Source organism: Rhizobium sp. CBN3 (genome assembly GCF_030518245.1).
Lineage (GTDB): Bacteria > Pseudomonadota > Alphaproteobacteria > Rhizobiales > Rhizobiaceae > Rhizobium > Rhizobium aethiopicum_A.
Genome location: NZ_JAULSE010000025.1, coordinates 17321 through 37163, shown reverse-complemented (window position 1 = coordinate 37163; position 19843 = coordinate 17321). Strand labels below are relative to the sequence as shown.

Here is a 19843-nt window from a genome sequence, read left to right as displayed (position 1 = left end):
TCAGCCTCCCAACGATTTGCCCATCCGCTCCAGCCGCAGCTTGCCGTCGGCTGCCTCGGCGTTGCGGCAATTGGGCGTATCGCGGAGTTCTCCGGGATTGTTACGGCATTCGCCGATAATCCTAGCGAGCAGACCATCGTCCGCCATGAGCTCATCGACGGTGTAAATCTTATCCGCCTGTGGGGAGCAGGCCGCCAGTAAAAGCATGGCCGCGCTAGAAAGAAGCCACTTCATTTCAGCGCCGCTCCCATCGTGTCCATTCGCTTGCGCCAGTCCTCAGCCTTGCGTTGGTCATCGACCTGCACCTGAGCCTGCTGGACCATCTGCAGGCCCTGCATGCGCAGGACGTCGGCTTGCAAGAAGGCGGTCTCGGCCTGGAGGCGGGCCTGCAGATCGGCGATGTCCTTGGCGTCGGCAGCACCGGAGATTTTCTGGCGAAGCTCATCGATGCCGCCGATGCGCTTGGTCGCCGCATCGTAGATCTGCCGGCCGAGGCTCATCTGCCCGGCGTTCTGGTTCTGGATGCGCGACAGTTCCTGCGCATAGAAATCGTCGGCATCGGTGCGGTAGGTGGAATTGTCTTGAACGAATTTGGAAGCGGAACTACCGAAGACGCCGCTGCCGGAACCTTTGAACAGCCCCTCGATCGCGTTGAAGTCCTGCGGAAGCGCCTTGCGGATCGACGGATCGTTCAGCAGGTTGGCGACGTCGGCCATGTTGGTGATCTTGTTCAGCGAGCCGTAGAGCTGCTGGGCTTGTTGGAGCTGCTGGTTCAAGGCGTCGAGCTGGGACTTCAGCTGCGCGATGCTCTCGATTTGCTTGGCGATCGATGTCTGATCGATGACGGGGATGCCCTGCGCCGATGCTAGCATCGCCGACGCCAAAAGAGCGGCCGATACAAACAATGGCCGCATCGTTCCTGTTCGGATCATGCTGTCTTCCTCCTCTGATGAAACACGGCAAGCCAGTCCTCCCGTCCCTCGCCGATCTCCAAACGGATAGCATCGGCAAGCTCGACATTGGCGGTCCGGCCGGAGAGGATGGCAAGTTCGTCGTCGAAGCCGTTGAGGTTCAGCTCGGCGACAACGCTGTTGTGCCCCTGCTTGACGATGAACCGGCGGCTCTCGACGGAGAGTTCGCGCGAGACGAGCTCGAATTCGCGCTCCGTCAGCTTGAAGCCGTCGACATAGTCGGCGCGGTCGCCGCGCGGGTTCGGAAGAAAGATCTGTGTCGGGCACTGCTCGATGATCGTGTGGGCGATCGGCGAGACGATGGCATCGCGCGGGCTCTGGGTCGCAAACAGCATGAGACCGTTCTGCTTGCGGATCGTCTTGAGTTTGTTCTGGGCGAGATCACGAAAGCCTTCGTCCTGCAGCGCCTTCCAGAACTCGTCGATGACAATGATGATGCGACGCCCGTCGATCAGCTGCTCGATCCGATAGAACAGGTAGGCCATCAACGGCGTGCGGATCTCCTCATTGTCGAGGAAATCGGTCATGTCGTAGCCGATGAACCTGGCGCCGATGCCGATATCGTCAGCCTCGTTGTCGAATACCCAGCCGAGCGGGCCGCCCTTTTCCCATCGTCGGAGACGTGCGGCAATGCCCTCGGGATCGGTGTTGTTGAGGAAGGTGCGCAGGGCGCCGATGGAGCGACGCTCCACCGGCAGGTCCGCCACCCCGTCGACCGCCGAGGTGATGTCGCGCAACTCGGTGATCGACAATTCGCCAGATCCGGATCGGACCAGCTTGGCGATCCAACCGGTGAGGAATACTTTGTTTTCCGCAGTGAATTCCAGTGCTTTCACCGGCGCGCAGCCGGTGGCGACACCATTCTTCAGCGGCAGATAGGTGCCGCCGGCCGCCCGCACGAAGAGATCGGCGCCACGGTCCTTGTCGAAGAAGACCATATGCGGGTCATGCTTTTCGAGCTGGGACAGCATGAAATTCAAGAGCACCGTCTTGCCGGCACCCGACGGACCGCAGACGAAACTGTTGCCGAGATCGCCGTGATGAAAGTTGAAATAGAAGGGCGAGCCGGACGCGGTCTTGAGCATGGCGACCGCCGGTCCCCACTCGTTGCCGTCCTTCTTGCCCGCCGGATAGGAATGATAGGGAGCAAGGGCTGCGAAGTTGCGCGACGTGATCGCTCCCGAGCGCGCCCGGTAGCGGAAATTGCCCGGCACTTGCGCCCACCAGGCAGCCTCGAGCCCAAGATCCTCGCGGGCGACGACCGCGCCGCCGCTGGTGAGATAGGCCCGCGCTTTCGCCATGTGATCAGTCAGTTCCTTGACCGAGGGCGCGAAGACGGCAAGCGCAAGATGATGTTCCCCGAGAACGAAGCGATTGGATTCGAGATCGTCCATCGCCTCGCCGAGTTCCTCGATCTGTGAGGCCGCCTTGTCGCCGGCGCTGACCATCTGGTTCTGCTTGCGGCCCATGATCGTGCGGGCATCGGCCTTTGAGGTGAAAGCGAAGGACTGCGTCAGGATAAGCTCGAAAGGTGCGGTCAAGATAGCGTCGAGCATGCCGCTGCGCGTCGTCGCCGGATATTCCTTGAAGCCGAACATGCCGGCATAGCGGCTGTCGGCCTCGTGACGGATCTCGACGGTCTCGCGCCCGAAAATGACCCGGTCGGAATAGATTGCCGAGGAAATTCGTCCCTCCGTCAATGGGATCGGCTCCCGCCGGCCGCCGACGATCTGGTGGAGCACTTCGCTCGGCTCGGAGAACAGGATCCCGTCCTGTTCGTGGAGGGTGAGCAGCCGCGGCTCGAAGCGCTTCAGGCCGGCGACGACATCCGCCACGCGGTCACGCAGATGCTTCAGGGCCTGCCCGTCGAGCTCGGTATCGGATCGGCGGGCCTTGCGCAGCCGGGAGAGAAGCTTGGCCGCCTTTTCGGCAGGATCCCGGCCGGGATGCCAGACAAGGGTGAGGTAAAGATCGTTGCGAAACAGATCTTCCCTCACCATGCGCTCGCGGTATCGCGCGTTCAGACCGTCGGAGAAGGGATTGGCGAAGCGTCCCTCGGGATAAGCATTGTCGCGGCGGCGCACCAGATGCGTCCAGAGCGCCAGCCGCTCGTCAGCGATATTGCGATAGAGCGTGTTCAGGCTGCGGTGCAGGTCGTTGAGGTCCCTGACGTCCGAAGTTTCGAAGGAAACGCCGTCGAGAGCGATCATCGTCATCAACGCTCGGGATTCGAGCGCAATGGTCGTCTCGTCGACATGCCTGACATAGGGGATGAAGGTTTCCGGCCCGAGCTCGCGCGACCGGAGCGTCGCAATGTTAGACAAAGCTGAGATCCCTTTCGTCATAACGTCGGGTGAGCGTCAGAGGCGAGAGCGTGGCGCCGCCCCAATAGGCGGCATTGCGGGAGCGGCCACGGGTTTCGATCCACGCAATCAGGATCCGAAACATGTTGTGGTCGTGCTTGACGAGCGCCCGGAACACGACGTGGAAGACGACGCCGATCAGCGCATAGGCGATCGACCCCGCTGTGATGTAGAGAATGGTCGTCAGCATGATGTTGACGCCCATCGCCTCCATCGTCACGCCTGCGATCGTCGCCGGGCGGGTGCAGGCGAGGAACAGGATGTCTTCTTCGAGGCTGGGAGCGTTTGCCATGCCCGTCAGCCTCCGACGATGGTGTTGACCAGCTCGGTGGCGCCAAAAATGCCGCCGATCCCGATAATCCAGAAGCCGGCCCGCCTCAAATCCATGTAGCCAAACATCCAGGCAATGCAGATGATGATGACGGCGATGACCGCCAGCAGACGGGCGATATTGCCGGTCAGCATGTCGACGATGTTCTGCAGCACGGTTTCGATGCCGGCGGCCTGGGCGAAGGCCGGCTCGACCAGGCAGATGACAATGGCGGCCGCCATCAGCGTGGATGCGGCAAAGGGGCGAAGGCTGGCTTTGGAGATCATTCACTTTGCTCCGATCAATCATTCTGGAAAACGAGAACCGTGGATCGCCGCCCTGAGCTGAAAACATCCCAGGATGCGGCCTCAGCGGTTTGGGAGGATTGTTTCGCAAGCGCCGGCGGCGCCTCATCTTGCGTCGGCACGCCAGACCCGGCCTGGTCACCTCGTTCGCCGATGGTGAGCGAGGCAAGCGTCGGCGATAACTGCTTTACTTCCTGGCGTACCTGCTCGTCATATTTGACCATGGCGCCGAGGGATCGATCATCGCGGCCATAATAGGACTGGAGCATCACCCTTTCGGCCTGAGCCGGATCCCCCGCGCGTAATGCGGCGCGGTAGTATCCGTCGAGAAGCGTAGCCGTGGCCTTGAGGTTCATGCAGGGATCGAAGGCGTCGGCGACGGATAGCTTCAATTTTTGAAGCGCCTCTATCGCGATACCGCCGAGCCCGATCTGAATATCCTGGTGATCGGCAATCAGAGACGTCGTGACCTCGATCGCCTCCGCCTTCGATGCGGGTTGAGCAGCGAGTGGTGGGCCGCTGTTGATGCGGATGGCGAAGGGCTGAAACCGGCTCTCAAGGCTGACAATGCCGGCCAGCGTCTCCACCTGAACCATCGGCGCGCAGGTTTGCGCGATTTCGACGAATGCAGCACCCATCGGTCAATACCAAACGCGCTGTTTACCGGCGCCGTCGATGGTGACATCGACATAGTGCGGCTGCGATCGCACATTCGGGCGCGTTGTCGGATAGCCGATGCACTGGCGGTGCCCGTCCACGCGCTGCCAATGTGGCGACAGGACCGAATTGTCGCGGGAAGTATAGTCGTTCCCATCCCAGCAGAGGCTGTTGCTCACCGGCTGCGGCGATGTCGATACGCAGGTTGCTTGCCGACCGCCGCGACCGCTATCAGTCGTGAGCTTGTACCCCGCATCGCAATAATAGGGTTCATAGCCAGGCCGCGAACTCTGAAAACCGACGCCGCTACAGGTCGGGAATGAGTGCCCCTCGGCAAGCTCCCGCCACAGCTTCTGGATCGGCGGCCGGCATTCTGCATATTGCGTCGGCCCGCCGGGATTGGAAAGGCATAGAATAACCTGGCATCCCCAATCCTCGGCCCGCGCTTTACTGCCGAAAATAAGATAGGGTGGCGCAACGAAGCAGACCGTAAGCAGTGAATTCAGGAGAAGGCTTTTCATGAACAGGATCCTTCGAGACGATGGCGCCCTATTGCGTTTCGGGAGACTCAATCTGCCTGCCCGCGTTTATACTGTCGTATATAACATAGTTAAATGACATGACAAGCGCGATTAAAACGCAATGGCACAACCTTGCCTTCTCGGGACTCATTCTCCATGAGATCCTCGACCATCCGCTGGAGGACGAGACCCCGCAGGCGAGGCTGAAGCAGATCGGCATGATGACGATCCTCTATACGATGACTCAGGCCCATCAGAAGCTAACCCTCTCTAATATAATTGAGATTACCGAGCTAACACGCAGCGGTGTGAAGGAGACGGTCGACCTTTTGGTAAAGCGGGGAATGCTGGTGGAGACGATGGGGAAGAACGCCATGGGCCGGGGGACGGCGCGGCAATTCGAGATCTCTCAGGACCTCCTGAGCAAGCTGAGCTCTTTCCGCGCCAGCCAGGAGGCGGGGTTAAACTGACTGATCTTCGGCTTTAATGGAGTGAGATGCGAATCATCCGCCAGCCCGATCGCATGGCTGCCGGTAGTCATCAGGGACGATCAGGCAACCCGTCCGCAGGCGGGTTGCAATCAAACAATGAAGAGTATCGGAGAAATCAGCATAGCGGCGCCGTGAGGCGGATTTCGGGAATTCTCGCCACGCTAAGGGCGGAACAAGGGCAGCCGCAGGAGCCTCAGCATAGCGGCCGTCAAGGGAGGCGGGACCGACTGCCCCCGCCCGTGCGTTCCCTATCTCCGTCGCCGCTCAGCATATGGAGCGCGTTGCGCACCGGCGAACTCGGCTGGAACATGACCTACCGGTGAGGGCGCCGATGGTTGGCTCTCCAGTGTCTATCCGGCATTACGCGCCAAGCGAAAACAGATTTCATGAACGGGTCCAACGCGTTTGGACGGAGAGATCGCTAATCCCAGGCAGGATCTGACGAAACAGGAAAGACGTTGTTTGCAGCTTTTATCCGACGGCGATAGTGACGGTGCTATCCATAGGAGACTGAAACTTATCCATTCAAACCGTCCGCCTCCATCTTTCCAATGCGCGCCAGCGGCTGCAGGCACCCGCTCGTGTTGAGGCCGCGGCCAAAGCTGTCAGCGCAAATTTATCAAAGCAATATTTTTTGCTAGTTCCAAATAGATCATCCGACGACCCGCTGTCATCAACGCTTCTCTCGATGCTACGCACGACGACTCGTTCGCGCGGGACATCGTTCTCGTTCGCCCTCGGCGGACGATGGCTTCCGCCATCGCGATGCTAAGGGAGGATCTGCCGGAGGAGGTTGCAAGCCTGCACAGTCGCGTGATTTTCAGCATCGACGGTCGAGGGGATGCGCTGGTTCTCACCACGGGCCGCATGACGACGCCGTCGGAATACTTCGCGCGTCACTTCAATATGCCGGTGAACACGCCCCACTAGCTGCGCGAGGTCAATGCCTGACGATTTTAGACGCCGGTTCGCGGGATAGGAGCTTGCGGCCGTCGGGTCGCGGCAGTGGGCGGCGTCCGGGTGGCTAAGAAGGAGACGGCTCACGCCGCCTCCTCCTCGTTGAGGTCCGGCTGCAAGTCATGCAGATAGTCGACCGCGCGCTGGGCATGAGCTGCCGCTGAAAAGATGGCACGCTTGTCGCTGCCGAGAACCTTGAGCCAGTCATCGAGATAGCTTGCATGGTCGGGGCGTGGTTCGAGCTCGGGGACGATACCAAGATCGGCGCAGAGAAAGCAGCTGCCGAGTTCGGCAATGAGCTCTTCGCGGGCGCGTTCGCTCCTGTCTTTCGCATAGCGGCTGAGATCCCGATCGAGCCTTCGCGGTGCAGCGGTCCAGTGCGTCATCTCGTGACTGAGAACGGCGACATAGGATGCATCGTCCCGGAAGGCGTCGAAGCACGGCATCTGGATGTAGTCACGGGCAGCAGCATAATAGGCCGCCGATCCTCCATGGCGGATCAGGGCGCCGGTATTGGCAAAGAAGCGGCCGGCAGCACCGATGCGGCTCATCCAATCCTGGTCAGGCGCGATGGAATGGGCAAGGCCATCAAGGCCGGTGATCTGGTCGGTGTTGAACACGGTGTAGGTTTTGAGGAAGGGGATGTCGCGTTCGATTTCGGCGCCTGTCTCCGTCGTCTCGGCGCGGATGAAAGAGCTGGCGAAGACGACGGTCGTGCCGGTTTCGCCCCTGCGGACGGCGCCGCCGAGCTCGATTGCCTGGCGAAACGTCATCCACCTTGGTGATGCAAAGCCGCGGGCGATGGCTTCAGACCAGAGGAGCAGAGCATTGATGCCGGTGTAGGGTTGGCCATTGTGGCGCAGTGGCCGGCTGACCTCGGCTGTCCAGCCTCCCGTCGTCCATGGCTTGGTCCATGGACGGACGCCCTGTTTGAGATCGGCGATGATCTTGGTGGTGATGCGGCTGTAGATATCGGATCGTTGATTGGATTGCTGCCTGTTCATCTCTGAACCTCCGTTCGAGGTCGCGGCCATCGCGACCTGCTACGGCGGTCCAAAAGCCAGGCTGCAAGTGCGGCCAGCACCCGCAGGGCCGCAACGAAGTGAAGGACGGCAAAGCCGTTGCGGGCAGCGCGAGCCTGGCAGGACCAAAAGCCGGGGCAGGACGGGATGCAGCAACACCACGGCGAGACAGGTTTGAAACCCAGGCAGAAATGAAAAATCCAGTCTATTACGCAAGGCGGGAGCGTCCGGGATGAATCGATGGACCCGAAGCGTGGCATCGACCTTGCGCGGCCGTTCCTCGTCGACGCAATGGAGAAGGTTAGCAACGAGAGTGCCATTTCGTCGAGGAAGCCAAGACCGCCGAGACCAAACTCGTAGTCTTCGCGCGCATGCATTCGACCCGTACCTCAGCCCCTACTTCGTCGCCAACCAGGACAAGATGCGGGTAGAGTTCGAGGATCCGTATATCCTCATCCACGAAAAGAAGCTATCGAACCTGCAGTCCTTGCTGCCGGTAAGTTGAGGTCTGATGGAGCATTCCAATCGGCCGACCGCCTTCAGCAAAGTAAGCCTCCGGTGAAGGCCGCAGGTCAGGCCGCTTGAGCGTTGACGGTCGGCGGCGTCCAATTCCACGGAAGCAACTGCTCCAGCCTGGTAATCGACGTATCAGCGATGCTGGCAAGAACGTCGGCCAGCCACACCTGCGGATCGATGTCGTTGAGTTTTGCCGTCATAATCAATGTGGCCATGAAGGCCGCACGATCTGCACCGCGGTCTGATCCGGCGAAGAGCCAGGATTTTCTGCCGAGCGCAAAGCCTCTGAGCGCTCGCTCTGCCGCATTATTCGTCAGGCAAATCCGGCCGTCCTGCAGAAATGATGTGAAGCCATCCCAGCGCTTGAGCATGTAGTCGATCGCCTCCGCCACCGGAGAACTGCGTGAGAGCTTTGCCCGCTCGGTTTGAAGCCAGACCTGCAGATCATCGACGAGTGGCAGACAGTCTCTCCGGCGACGCTCCAGGCGTTGATCGGCCGTAAGCCCGTTGATCTCGCGCTCAATATCGAACAGGCCGTCGATCCGTTTGACGGCTTCGAGCGCCATAGGCGAGATCGGCGCGGCATTCTTTCCACGCTTGGCATTTGCGGCGATGTCGGCGAGCACGAAGAACTTACGCCGCGAGTGTGCCCAACAAAACGCCTGCCTTAGAGGATTTGGATCGCGATCAACCTTGAACAGCGGATTGTAGCCGCCATAGGCGTCCGCCTGCAGAATGCCGTTGAAGGTCTTCAGGTGGCGCTCCGGATGCTCCTGCCGTCGGTCCCGCGAGGCATAGTAAAGGGCCGCCGGCGGAGAGAGCCCTCCGAACGGCCGATCGTCCCGGACATAGGTCCAGATGCGGCCCGTATCGGTCTTTCCCTTGGCCAGGATAGGCACGGTCGTGTCGTCGCCGTGCAGACGTTCGGCAGCAAGGACATGCGCCTCGATCAGGGAGTGAATGGGCTTCAACGCCGCGGCACATGCTCCAACCTGATCGGCCAGCGTCGACAAGCTGAGGTCGACGCCCTCGCGGGCGTAGCGCTCGCTCTGGCGATTGAGCGGCTGGTGCTGGGCGAACTTCTCAAACAGGATCATCGCCAGCAGGTTCGGCCCGGCAAAACCGCGGGGTGTCACATGGAAGGGTGCGGGTGACTGCGTGATCTTCTCACACTCGCGGCAGGTGAACTTCTCCCGCACCGTCTGGATGACCTTCCACTGACGCGGGATGACTTCCAAGGTCTCGGTAATGTCTTCGCCAAGCTTCGACAGTTTAACCGATCCACAACAGGCGCAATTCGTGGGAGCGGCGATTACGACGCGCTCACGCGGCAGGTGTTCGGGAAAGGGCTTGCGTGACGGACGCTTGCGCTCGAAGGCTTTGACGGCTGAAGCTTTGGCTGCGATCTCCGCCGCCAGTTCATCTTCACCGGCGTCCGCTTCCAACTCCTCGAGCTGCAGTTCCATCTGCTCCAGGAGCCGCGCCTTGCGCTCGGACCGGCTGCCGTAGAGTGCACGGCGAACCTTGTCGATCTCCAGCTTCAGCCGCGCGATCAGCGCCTCGGAATGCGATACGAGTGCCTTTGCGCTGGCGGCTTCTGCCTTGGAGGTCGCTGCTTCTGCTTCGGCTGCGACACGTCGAGCGCGTTCCTGGGCCAGCAGTGCAAGCGCACTGGCAAGGTCGTCCGGAAGCTCTTCGGTCGCATTGCTCATGACAGGATGGAATCATATTCGACCCTGTCATTCCAGTGTTTTTGCTTATCCGGCCGACGTCGGCCGCCAGGTCTTTTGCGGCATCCGCCAGTCGATACCTTCCAGCAGATAACCGAGCTGCGCAGGCGTGATCACCACCGTGCCATCGGCCGCTGATGGCCAGATGAAGCGGCCGCGCTCCAGCTTCTTCGTGAACAGGCAAGCGCCCTGGCCGTCATGCCAGATCACCTTGATCAGACCGCCACCGCGGCCGCGGAATACGAACAGGTGTCCACACATCGGGTCGCGCTTCAGCGCCTCCTGCACCATCAACGACAAACCGGGGAAGCCCTTTCGCATATCGGTGTGGCCTGTCGCCAGCCAGACCTTCACGCCACTCGGAACCGGAATCATCGCAGCCCCAGCACGCAATCGAGAATCCGGCCAAGGGCATCCGTATCGATGTCGCTATCCACGCGCACGCGCCGACCCCGTCCAAGCTCGATTGTCACATCGCTACGCTTCCGACGAGGGTGGGATGTGGTGGGCGATTCCGGTTGAACGGGAGAGACTGTCGAAGCGGCCTCGGATACGATCACCGGCACCAAAGTCGCCGTATCAGACCTTGGCTCCTCGATCCGGCAAAGCTCTTTGCGCCAACGGAACAACTGGCTGACATGGATGCCGGCCGCGCGGGCAATCTCGGAGATGACCGCGTCTGGCTCAAAGCATGCAGCGACAAGGCGCTCTTTATCTTCGCGTGACCAGCGCCGACGGCGCTCTACAGACGTGATCACCTCAATTGGATGCTTCGTCATATGACTACTCCTAGTGTTACCACTAGGACTGGCAGTCAGAAGCCCTCTATCGCAAGACGGCCTTCACCGTGGGCTTACTCAGCAAATAGGCAGAACCATTACGAAATCACGGCGCAATCGCTGGCGTTTTTTTCCGCCACCCGTTCAAATGGCCGAAAGTTTCGAGTTGATCGAATTGAAGCTCCCGTGTTCGGGAAGTGGTGGGATCCGGGAACGTTTGGCAAGATTCAACGAACCACTGGCCGCCACGCCCAGAGAGGGTCATAGGGAATACGATGACAAGCGCGGACGCTCAGTCGTTCAGTCAGGTTGCGAGCACGTATCAGCTTGGGATCGGTATGACTCACATAGCGCCTCCAACTGATTTACGGCACTAGCCAAATCGTGAAGTTCCGATTTCAGCGATTGGATGATGTCGAAATGTCCGGAGCCATTCGAATTCGCAGTTGAACTTTTCAAATCCGCAGAACTTCTATTCGGATGGGGAAATGGGATGAGCTTTTGCACGGTTATGCTTTTGACGATATTGACGCAGAATAGTAGATTGTACTGGGCAAGTCTTTGCAATGGCAATCGAAAGCGAAAACACGTCAACGTATGTTTCGTCGCGCAATTCGGTACAGGGCCTGCATATTTCGGAACATCAAAGCACCTGAAGTTTTAAGTAGTTCCTATTGGTCCGCGTTTTATCCAATCGCCCAGAGTAGTTTGGGCTTCCGTTGGATGAGTGCGGTATAAACAGCGCCGCAGGTGGCGTGGATCCTGCGCGCTGTTAGCCGTAGGCTTCACGCGGTTCGGGTCCCAACAGATGCGGGAGGCAAGCGCATGAGTGCCACCCCTTCCTCTGCGGGCATCGGCGTAAGATGGGAATCACCGCGAGAGAACTCGAGCACTGCGTTTGCAGCGAGAAGTTCGGACTTCGGGATGGGCTTGCTATAGTAGAACCCCTGTGCCACAGCGCAGCCGCTTTCAGCCAAGAATTTTTCTTGATCGACCGTCTCCACGCCCTCAGCGACTACATTTTGCCCTAGGCAGCGCGCAATTGAGAGAATTGCCTTGACCAGTTCTCTACTTCGCTTGTCGGATCGATTGATGAATGACCGGTCAATTTTGAGGGTATCAATGGGAAAGTTAGCCAAATAGCTCAGAGATGAGTAGCCGGTGCCGAAATCATCGATCGCTATGGAAATTCCGCTCGCATGCAATTGAGAGAGTGTCGTCGAAACGCCCTCGCAGTTATGGAGCAGGAGACTCTCAGTTATTTCAACCTCGATCCACTCCGCACGACAACCGGTTTCCTGCAATACGTCCGCCACCGTTTGCGACAAACGCGGGCATTGAAACTGCTTAGGAGACAAATTTATCGCAATCTTGTGCGGGGGCAGTCCATCTGCATTCATGACGGCAGCCGTGCAACACGCCTCATGCAGCACCCATCGTCCAAGATCGATGATCAATCCCGTTTCCTCGGCGACACCTATGAATTCTCCCGGAGGGATCATTCCCATCTTCGGATGATGCCATCGTAGCAGTGCTTCTGAACCGATCACCTTTCCGTTGTCCAATAGGACCTTTGGCTGATAATGGAGTTCAAGTTGCTCATGTTTCAAAGCTAGGCGTAGGTCTGATTCTAGCGCTAGGCGCTTTTCAGCCCCAATCGTGAGATCCTTTGAGTAGAAGCGGAAGTTGCTACGCCCCGAGCGCTTCGCCAAATACATCGCAGAATCCGCATATTTCACCAAATCGTCGGGAGCGTCGCCGTCATTTGGAAATACCGATATCCCGATGCTGCAGGATACAAAGATCTCCCTGTCGGAAAGCATGAAGCGTTCGCCGAATGCGGCAAGCATTCTGCTGGCAATTTGAGCCAAATCGTCATTGTCCTGAACATTGGGCAGCAAGACTGCAAATTCATCTCCACCGAGTCTCGCCACGGTGTCGCTGGCACGGACGCCTTTTTTCATGCGTGTCGCCACCTGCCGCAGCAACTCGTCACCGACGGGATGTCCCATAGTGTCATTGATCGCTTTGAAATGGTCCATATCGATCAGCATCACCCCGGCTCGCTGGCCCGCCGAAGCCGCGTCCCCGATCATCTCGCGTAGCCGTTCATTGAAAAGTGTCCGGTTAGGCAGGCCGGTCAGAGAATCGTAGAATGCCATCTGATGGATTTTCTTACGGGACGTGTCCAGTTCGGTGATATCGCGGGCGACGCCGAGGATCCCCATCAGCTTTCCCCCCGTGAATACCGGAACCTTACGAGTCTCCAAAAGCGTTGATCGACCGTCCTCGTGAGCGGTAAACCGTTCCTCATTGATGAGAATACGGCCGGCTTGCATGGCCTCCTCATCCTTGTCACGAAAAAACTGGGCGAGTTCGGGAGTAAACAGGTCATAATCCGTTTTCCCGACGATTTCCGCTTCTGCCTTGCCGACCAATTCTTCGAAGGCATGATTGCACAACAGATATTTGCCTGTTACGTCTTTCAGCCATACCATATCCGGAATGGTCTGCAGGACACTTAGGAGGCGAGCCCGAGCTTCAATAGTCGTGCCCTCGGCGTGCTTTCGTTCGGTAATATCGCGAGATAACACCAGAAAAGTGACGGTTGAGTGATTGCTGCTTGGTCGCCTTGCGACCGACAGTTCAAACCAACGGGATTCGCCGTTTGGTAGGGCTATACGGACACAACGACCGTAGGAGGCGCCGGTTTCATCGGCTTCTTCAAGAGCCAGCATAGCGATGTCGGCCTGATCTGGAGGGAGCACATCGCGGACAAGCTTGCCGAGCAGCACTTCTTTTCGCTGCGCCAGGATCTCCTGATTCCTTGCCCAGACCTGCAGGTAGCGACCGTCGGCATTTACCTCGAACAGAACGTCAGGAATGGCGGCAATAATTCCCTCTGCGAATTCAAGAGCCTCTTTGAGATCATGCTCCGCACGTTTTCGCTCTGTGATGTCCAACATCGCGCCAACCAAGCCGATCCTGTTACCAGCGATATCAGTGATTGCGGTCTTGCTGAGTAAAAGATCAACGACACCACCATTCTCGGTGGTGGCCTTTGCTTCATATTGCTGAACACCGCCATTTGCAAAAAGCGCCTCGTCCAACGCGGCATACGTCTCGGCTATGGGTGCGGGCACCAAATCGAAAACGGTTTTTCCGATAATATCTCCCTTTGAGCGGCCGGAGAAGCTTTCGAAGGCCCTGTTGCAACCAAGGTGTATCCCATCTCTGTTTTTGAAGAAGACGGGTAACGGGATCGCGTCGAGTACGACGGCACTGGACATCTCTTCGGCGTTGAATGGCAAGTCGATGTTTGTCGCAGGATGCCGCGGATTCGCCCGGAAAGCCTTCTCAAACGGTTGCTTCAGACTTGCGACATCTGCGTCGTGACCGTGCGATGGCCGGACAACGGAGGCTTCCGAAAATGGCGGGGCCGTGCCCGTGGCAAGCGGAGGGCTGGCATTGACCGCGTTGCGGAAGGCTCCACGCCCCTGGTCGATTTGAGCATCAGTCGGCATCTGCACTTCCACAGGCTGTTCGGGGCGGGATGTGCGTTCCGATTGACGTACGTGTTTCATGTGCCTGTCCTGCTTTGTCACGTGGCTGAGCAATCATGCGTCAAGCCAGCATTTTGTTAGGACCGCACAAGTCATTTGGCGGAGTACCATGCCGCTACCCCACCGGGATATCGCTCTCATTCAGAATCATCAAAGACGTGTATTTGCATGTGGTCGGCGACGCCGCCCATATCATTTAGAACGCTTGCCAATCATCATTCGAAGGCGCGAGCACCAGGTTACCACGGCGCATCGGATAGTCTCCGCGGTCAACCATTGTCTGACCGGGCGGGAAGCTCTTCCCAAGTTCGCCCGTGACCTTCTGTGGCTTCCCGCTCTCGTCTTTGAAGTGGAAATGTTTCAACAGTGCGGCTAGGCTTTGGCTCTCTTGAGCGAGGTGCGATCCTGCAGTATTCATCTCCGCGACCATGCTCGCATTTTCTTGAGTGGCATGGTCCATATGGTTAACCGCGCCGTTGATCTCGCGCAGGCCCGACGATTGTTCCTGGGAGGCCGTTGCGATTGCGTCCATATGAAGATTTACATCCTGCACAAGCTCTTCAATCGTTCTCAGGCCCGATCCGGTTTCACTCACGAGCCTTACGCCTTCGTCGACGGCAAGAGCTGAATTGCCGATGAGATCCTTGATTTCTTTTGCCGCTGTCGCTGAGCGCTGTGCAAGCTCCCTGACCTCCTGGGCAACAACCGCAAAGCCTTTTCCCGCGTCGCCAGCACGCGCTGCTTCGACGCCGGCGTTCAGCGCCAGGAGGTTCGTTTGGAAGGCGATCGCGTCGATGACGCTGATGATCTGGGAAATCTGCTTGGAGGAGTTTTCAATGCGATTCATGGCGCCGATAGCATCGCGTACAACCCGACCGGACATTTCCGCATGATCTCGCATCTGTTGGACGGCTCCGCGCGCCTCAGCCGTCCTCTTCGTGGTCGATGCAACGTTGACGGTTATCTCCTCCAACGCCGCTGCAGTTTCCTCGAGCGAAGCCGCCTGCTGCTCCGTGCGTCTTGAAAGATTTTCAGATGCGGCCGAGACGCCCGAGCTGCCATTCGTGACCGTTTCGACTGAATGGCCGACGGTAACAAGCACGTCCCGGAGCTGACGAATGGAAGCGTTGAAATCCCTGCGCAAACTTTCAAACTGTGGCGCTAACGGCTCCTCAATTTCATAAATCAAGTCTCCATCCGCCATCCGCTTCAACCCGGTTGCCAATGCCGTCGTCGCTCGGATGAGGCGCTCTTCTGCTTCTTTTTCCGCCCTTACCTGAATATCCAGCTTCTCTTGGTCAGAACGAATGCGCTCAGCTTCCGCGGATGTCTCCAGGTTACTTTTCTGTATGGCCGCGCCGCGGAAAAACTCAAGGCAACGCGCCATGTCCCCGATCTCGTCGCGTCGGATCGTCAAGGGCACCGGCGCCGACGTATCGCCTTCTGCGAGTGCCTTCATTCGGCTTGTCAGAGTCCGAATGGAGCTTGAAATTCTCCGAACGACCGAAATGCACAAAATGAGTACCGTAGACATGATCAGAAGCGTGGCGCCGGAGTAGCCGATAAAGGCATTGCGAAGATCGGCGTAACGCTGAAATGCCATCTCGTCCAACTCGTCGCCGGTGCGCATAATGAGTGCGGTCAACAAAGCAGCCCGCTGTTGGGTGATTTCATTCCATCGATCCAACGTCTCGGGGGGGAAGGAAACGCCCGGCTGGTTTGCATACATCTGATCGCGAACGCCCGCGATGAACTTGCCTGCGGCGCTGGCCTCGAAGTCGTCATAAGATTTGACGAGATCGGCGGGGAGAAATTCCTGCATCGCAGGCACATAAAGCTGCTTTAGATTTTTTGACTGTAAGAGGGACGAAAATAGATCGACGGACATGGCTGAATTTTTGACGTAGGCTCGGCCGGGCCTGATCTCCAGCAAACTAGCTTCCGTGATCTGCATGAGCGCGTGAAAACCGGTAATTTGGCGTGCTAAATCCAAATCATTGACAGTCGCCCCAGTGCGACGGACGAGCTCCAAGCCCGCAAGGGCAGCTGGGCGCAAAGCAACAGCTCCCTCCGCCTCGCTAGCCGTTCCGTCATCGACGCGCCGGCGGAAGCTATCGATATTGTCCCGCCTTTCACGAATGATCTGTACCGCCCGTTCTATGGCCGGATCGTCGAATGCCTTTTTCCAAGAGTCGTAAGCGGAAAAGACCGCTGTAAAAGCCCTGTCCGATGCAGCTTGCTTTGCCCGACGCACGTCGGCGCCTGCAAACGCTTCCGCCGCTATAGCTTGGGCGAGGAATCCGCCTTCCCGCCCAAGTCGCTGCGTTGTTTGTGCGCTGCGGAAGGTAGAGTATTCTCGGTAATATCCCAGTGATGTTGATACTCCGATGATTACGAACGCCGTCAACGGGATAATTGCCAAAATCATTAAAAGTAGAGATAGCGGCAGTCTCGACATATGTTCCTCATAGACGACTATAAATTACACCGGCTTCCATTAGCGACGCGGTCCAGAACATTGCGACATTGACCGCTATGTGTGAGATGACCTCGGCATAATTACTATAAGATTAACCCCTGTAGTGGTCTTGAACTGCGTTGCGCAGATCGGAACATCGTCGCGTTCAGGGGATCATCTGCAAGACAGATCTTGGGCCGAGGCAGTCGGCTTTTCTGGAGAGTGCTGTTGCTGCAAGCCTTGAGGACGGTCGAGCGTGCCGGCTGATCGTAGCTCGGTCGGCGCAATCTGCTTATGATATACGCAATGTTTCCGAGGGAAGTACCCCATAGCGCTTGCGATAGTCCGCAGAAAATCTGCCTCTATGCACGAAGCCCCATTTCAGAGCGACCTGCGTGACCGAGAGGCCAGGTTCGCCTGTCATCAGTTCCTGATGCACTAATTCCAACCGTAGGTGCTGCAGGAATGCCAGAGGGGTCGTATTCCGAAAGTTGCGAAAACCGCTTTGAAGAGTGCGTCGGCTTACGCCACAAGCCGTTGCGATTTCCTCAAGAGATAGCGGCCGAGTAATATTGGCACGCATATAGTCGACCGCCCGCTTAACGGCCTTGGGTAAGGGTGATTCAGCAACGCGGCATAACTCAGATGAGTAGCGATGCTGCGCAGCTTCGATCAAAAGCTCCATCGTCGTTTCAGTGAGGTGATGAAGTGCTATCGGTGATTGAAGGAGGGTTCCGTCTCGTAATCCAGCATACAGCACTGGTACCAGTTGAACCAAAAGGGAGCCGAACCCGACCGATAGGTCGATTTCTGGCGAAAAATCGAGGCTGCCTCTTATTGGCGTATTGAGCCGACATCCCAAACGGCGCGTCAGCTCATCATGGGCGATCCTAAGCCCCAAATGTTTCCTGGGCCCAATGAATTGGGTCGTACTCGCCGACATACTGTTCACGAAAACGCCCCGCGTTCCCTCTGACGGGATTTGTCTGCCGTCAACGGTAACGACCGATCGCCCATGTAGTGGAAGCATGATGATGTTTGCCTCCGCCGGTCCCCGGTGCTGGACGGTTAGGTCGCCCTCGTAGTGCGCGGCAATAACTGCAATCGGACCATTGGTAATCGCATGTACATCGTAGGCGATCGTCTTATCGCCATGTACATGCGCTTCAGATTGCGGGGAAAGCCTCGAAAGCGCTGCCGCGAGTTCCTCGCTGCAGGTACCTTTGAGCGAGAAATGGTCAATCTTAGAGGGGGACACTCTCAACTCTCCACATCATCACTTCCTTCCCGAAACGGTATTCAAGCATGAGGCCCGCCTATCGCTAACGACAGGCGGACAGGGCAATTGACTTGTCGCGGCCAGTCCTCGCCGTGAATTCGACGCAGTCGAAGTCGCCTAAGTTGATAGTGCGAAGATCAATCATTGTTATATATGGAACTCCGACAGAATTGTTACCTGCTGCCAACCATCGCTTCGCAACCGATTCCCAAATGTCTGGCCTTTGATGGTCTCCATTCACGGCCCAGCAGACTCGGGCGTGCTCGCGCTAGCGACTAAACCTCATCCTTTAAGGTTTCTTTTTGCGTGATCAAACGTGCGGAGTGATGGCCGGAAACAAAGATCCATAGCCAGCTTAGTCCCACTGCCAATCTGCTCCTCGTACCTATCAGGAAGTAGATATGGGCAAGCCCCCAAATCCACCATGCAATTCCGCCCTTGAGCCGGATCTTCCCAAAGTCGATAACAGCCGAATTCGGCCCGATGGTAGCCAGGTTTCCCAGATGCCTATATCTGAACGCACTTGGAGTGGGTGTACCCAGACGTCGTGCTTCAATTACCGAAGCGACATATTTGCCTTGCTGTTTGGCGGCGGGAGCCACTCCGGGGACGGGTGTTCCATCAGCGGCCTTCACGGAGGCAGTATCTCCAATAATAAAAATCTCGGGCTTACCGCCAACAGTCAGATCTGGCTGCACGACCGCCCTACCCGCCCTGTCCTTTTCAGCACCGACCCAGGCGGCGGCGTTCGACGCTTGCACCCCCGCAGCCCAGATGACGGTCCGGCTTGAAACGAACTCATCTCCGATCGCGATGCCGTTCTCGTTGCATGCCGTCACGGGAATGCCTGTTCTCACTTCGACGCCCATCTTGATTAGCGACTGCTCGGCATATCTCGAAAGTGCTTCCGGGAACACGGGTAGGACACGTGGACCTGCCTCGATGAGAAGGATGCGCGCCGATCTGGTGTCGATGCTACGGAACTCCTCAACAAGGGTTCGTTGGGCCAGTTGCGCTATAATCCCAGCCATCTCCACGCCTGTCGGGCCTGCTCCGATTATGCTGAACGTGAGCATTGCCTTCCGCCGTTCGGGATCAGCCTCCAATTCGGCCTTCTCAAACGCGAGAAGAAGCCGCCGCCGGATGGTCGTCGCGTCTTCGAGTGCCTTTAGCCCGGGCGCAAACGGCTCCCACTCGTCCCGGCCAAAATAGGCGTGCCTTGCACCTGTCGCGAGAACGAGCGTGTCATAGGGAATAGCATTCCCATCCTTGAGCGATACTACGCGTGCCTCGGTATCAACGCCAACAACCTCGCCCAGCAGCGTCGATACATCCTTTCGTCCTCTGAACAATGCTCTGATGGGCCAGGCTATCTCCGAGGTTGCCAATACAGTCGTGGCAACTTGGTAGAGGAGCGGTTGAAAGAGGTGATGGTTGCGCCTGTCGACGATCGTTATGGAAGTGTCGGGACACTTGAGGTCCTTCGCTAACTGGAGTCCGGCAAAGCCACCGCCGACTACGACAACTCGATGCGTATCCATTTCGTCTCCCTCAAACCTGCGCGCTCGGGGCGCGCGCCTCGTAGAAATGGCCATTGCGCCCGATCAGTCGCTGATACGGGTATTTACATTAATCGACGGTGGACTCACCAACAGTGGAAGAAGAGGCTCCAGCACCCGCTTGACATTAGGATGTTCGCCATGGCCAACGACAGCCGCCTCATTCTGCCAGCCGTCTAAGATGATGAAAGTGTTCGGATCGTCCGACCGCTGGTAGAGGTCGTAGTAGAGACAACCAGACTCTTCGCGGGCGGGTCCAATGAATTCCTGAAGGAGTTCTTTTACGCGATTTCGATTTTGGGACGTGGTTTTGAATTCAACGACAAGGTGCTGTTCCTCTGACTTCTTCGATGTCATTTGCG

General features: G+C 57.9%; 18 protein-coding genes and 1 pseudogene. 3 read left to right on the top strand and 16 right to left on the bottom strand.

From position 1 onward, the window contains the following. From QWJ46_RS26385 to QWJ46_RS26355, 7 genes are read right to left on the bottom strand one after another with little or no spacing between them, the layout of a single operon-like run. The gene (locus QWJ46_RS26385; RefSeq protein ID WP_004673415.1) at window positions 1–234 is read right to left on the bottom strand and encodes an EexN family lipoprotein; all 234 of its coding nucleotides are present in this window, start codon (window positions 232–234) and stop codon (window positions 1–3) included. Continuing rightward, entirely contained in the window at window positions 231–932 is a 702-nt protein-coding gene (gene virB5, locus QWJ46_RS26380; protein ID WP_004673414.1) for a P-type DNA transfer protein VirB5, read from the bottom strand. The genes QWJ46_RS26385 and virB5 overlap by 4 nt, the downstream gene beginning before the upstream one ends. Beyond that, window positions 929–3295, bottom strand: a complete 2367-nt coding sequence (locus QWJ46_RS26375; protein ID WP_004673411.1) for a VirB4 family type IV secretion/conjugal transfer ATPase — start codon at window positions 3293–3295, stop codon at window positions 929–931. Before QWJ46_RS26375 ends, virB5 begins: the two co-directional genes overlap by 4 nt. Then, window positions 3288–3626 (bottom strand): type IV secretion system protein VirB3, encoded by a 339-nt coding sequence (locus QWJ46_RS26370; RefSeq protein WP_018247156.1) that lies wholly within the window; start codon window positions 3624–3626, stop codon window positions 3288–3290. Before QWJ46_RS26370 ends, QWJ46_RS26375 begins: the two co-directional genes overlap by 8 nt. Before the next feature lie 5 nt (window positions 3627–3631). Further along, on the bottom strand, window positions 3632–3931 hold the full coding sequence (locus QWJ46_RS26365; protein ID WP_004673407.1) for a TrbC/VirB2 family protein: 300 nt from the start codon (window positions 3929–3931) through the stop codon (window positions 3632–3634). 14 nt (window positions 3932–3945) lie between these two features. Beyond that, window positions 3946–4587, bottom strand: a complete 642-nt coding sequence (locus QWJ46_RS26360; protein WP_004673406.1) for a transglycosylase SLT domain-containing protein — start codon at window positions 4585–4587, stop codon at window positions 3946–3948. A gap of 3 nt (window positions 4588–4590) precedes the next feature. Next, entirely contained in the window at window positions 4591–5127 is a 537-nt protein-coding gene (locus QWJ46_RS26355; protein ID WP_018446357.1) for a hypothetical protein, read from the bottom strand. Window positions 5128–5225: 98 nt separating this feature from the next. Here QWJ46_RS26355 and QWJ46_RS26350 point away from each other — a divergent pair, with 98 nt between their 5' ends. Then, window positions 5226–5597 (top strand): hypothetical protein, encoded by a 372-nt coding sequence (locus QWJ46_RS26350; protein ID WP_004673403.1) that lies wholly within the window; start codon window positions 5226–5228, stop codon window positions 5595–5597. Window positions 5598–6365: 768 nt separating this feature from the next. After that, the gene (locus QWJ46_RS26345; RefSeq protein WP_016737443.1) at window positions 6366–6548 is read left to right on the top strand and encodes a hypothetical protein; all 183 of its coding nucleotides are present in this window, start codon (window positions 6366–6368) and stop codon (window positions 6546–6548) included. 110 nt (window positions 6549–6658) lie between these two features. Here the strand turns inward: QWJ46_RS26345 and QWJ46_RS26340 are convergent, their stop codons facing one another. Continuing rightward, window positions 6659–7579 (bottom strand): ArdC family protein, encoded by a 921-nt coding sequence (locus QWJ46_RS26340; RefSeq protein WP_004673402.1) that lies wholly within the window; start codon window positions 7577–7579, stop codon window positions 6659–6661. A 294-nt stretch (window positions 7580–7873) separates the two neighbouring features. Here QWJ46_RS26340 and groEL point away from each other — a divergent pair. Further along, window positions 7874–8099 (top strand): annotated as a pseudogene (gene groEL, locus QWJ46_RS26335) (chaperonin GroEL); the annotation flags it as partial. Window positions 8100–8169: 70 nt separating this feature from the next. Here groEL and QWJ46_RS26330 read toward each other — a convergent pair. The 8 genes from QWJ46_RS26330 to QWJ46_RS26295 all read right to left on the bottom strand — a co-directional run bounded on the left by QWJ46_RS26330 (window position 8170) and on the right by QWJ46_RS26295 (window position 19838). Beyond that, window positions 8170–9825, bottom strand: coding sequence for an IS66 family transposase (locus tag QWJ46_RS26330; protein WP_018247155.1), 1656 nt, complete (start codon window positions 9823–9825; stop codon window positions 8170–8172). 45 nt (window positions 9826–9870) lie between these two features. Then, window positions 9871–10218, bottom strand: a complete 348-nt coding sequence (gene tnpB / locus QWJ46_RS26325; protein WP_008536653.1) for an IS66 family insertion sequence element accessory protein TnpB — start codon at window positions 10216–10218, stop codon at window positions 9871–9873. Next, window positions 10215–10622 (bottom strand): transposase, encoded by a 408-nt coding sequence (locus tag QWJ46_RS26320; protein ID WP_004675073.1) that lies wholly within the window; start codon window positions 10620–10622, stop codon window positions 10215–10217. The genes tnpB and QWJ46_RS26320 overlap by 4 nt, the downstream gene beginning before the upstream one ends. 785 nt (window positions 10623–11407) lie before the next feature. Next, the gene (locus QWJ46_RS26315; protein ID WP_004671498.1) at window positions 11408–14206 is read right to left on the bottom strand and encodes a bifunctional diguanylate cyclase/phosphodiesterase; all 2799 of its coding nucleotides are present in this window, start codon (window positions 14204–14206) and stop codon (window positions 11408–11410) included. Window positions 14207–14381: 175 nt separating this feature from the next. Next, window positions 14382–16643, bottom strand: coding sequence for a methyl-accepting chemotaxis protein (locus tag QWJ46_RS26310; protein WP_008534399.1), 2262 nt, complete (start codon window positions 16641–16643; stop codon window positions 14382–14384). Between the two features lie 292 nt (window positions 16644–16935). Then, window positions 16936–17901, bottom strand: a complete 966-nt coding sequence (locus QWJ46_RS26305; RefSeq protein WP_008534397.1) for an AraC family transcriptional regulator — start codon at window positions 17899–17901, stop codon at window positions 16936–16938. Between the two features lie 296 nt (window positions 17902–18197). Beyond that, window positions 18198–19463: an NAD(P)/FAD-dependent oxidoreductase gene (locus tag QWJ46_RS26300; protein ID WP_004671504.1), complete on the bottom strand. Its 1266-nt coding sequence runs from the start codon at window positions 19461–19463 to the stop codon at window positions 18198–18200. A gap of 63 nt (window positions 19464–19526) precedes the next feature. Continuing rightward, window positions 19527–19838, bottom strand: coding sequence for a putative quinol monooxygenase (locus QWJ46_RS26295; protein WP_004671505.1), 312 nt, complete (start codon window positions 19836–19838; stop codon window positions 19527–19529). Window positions 19839–19843 lie beyond the last annotated feature (5 nt).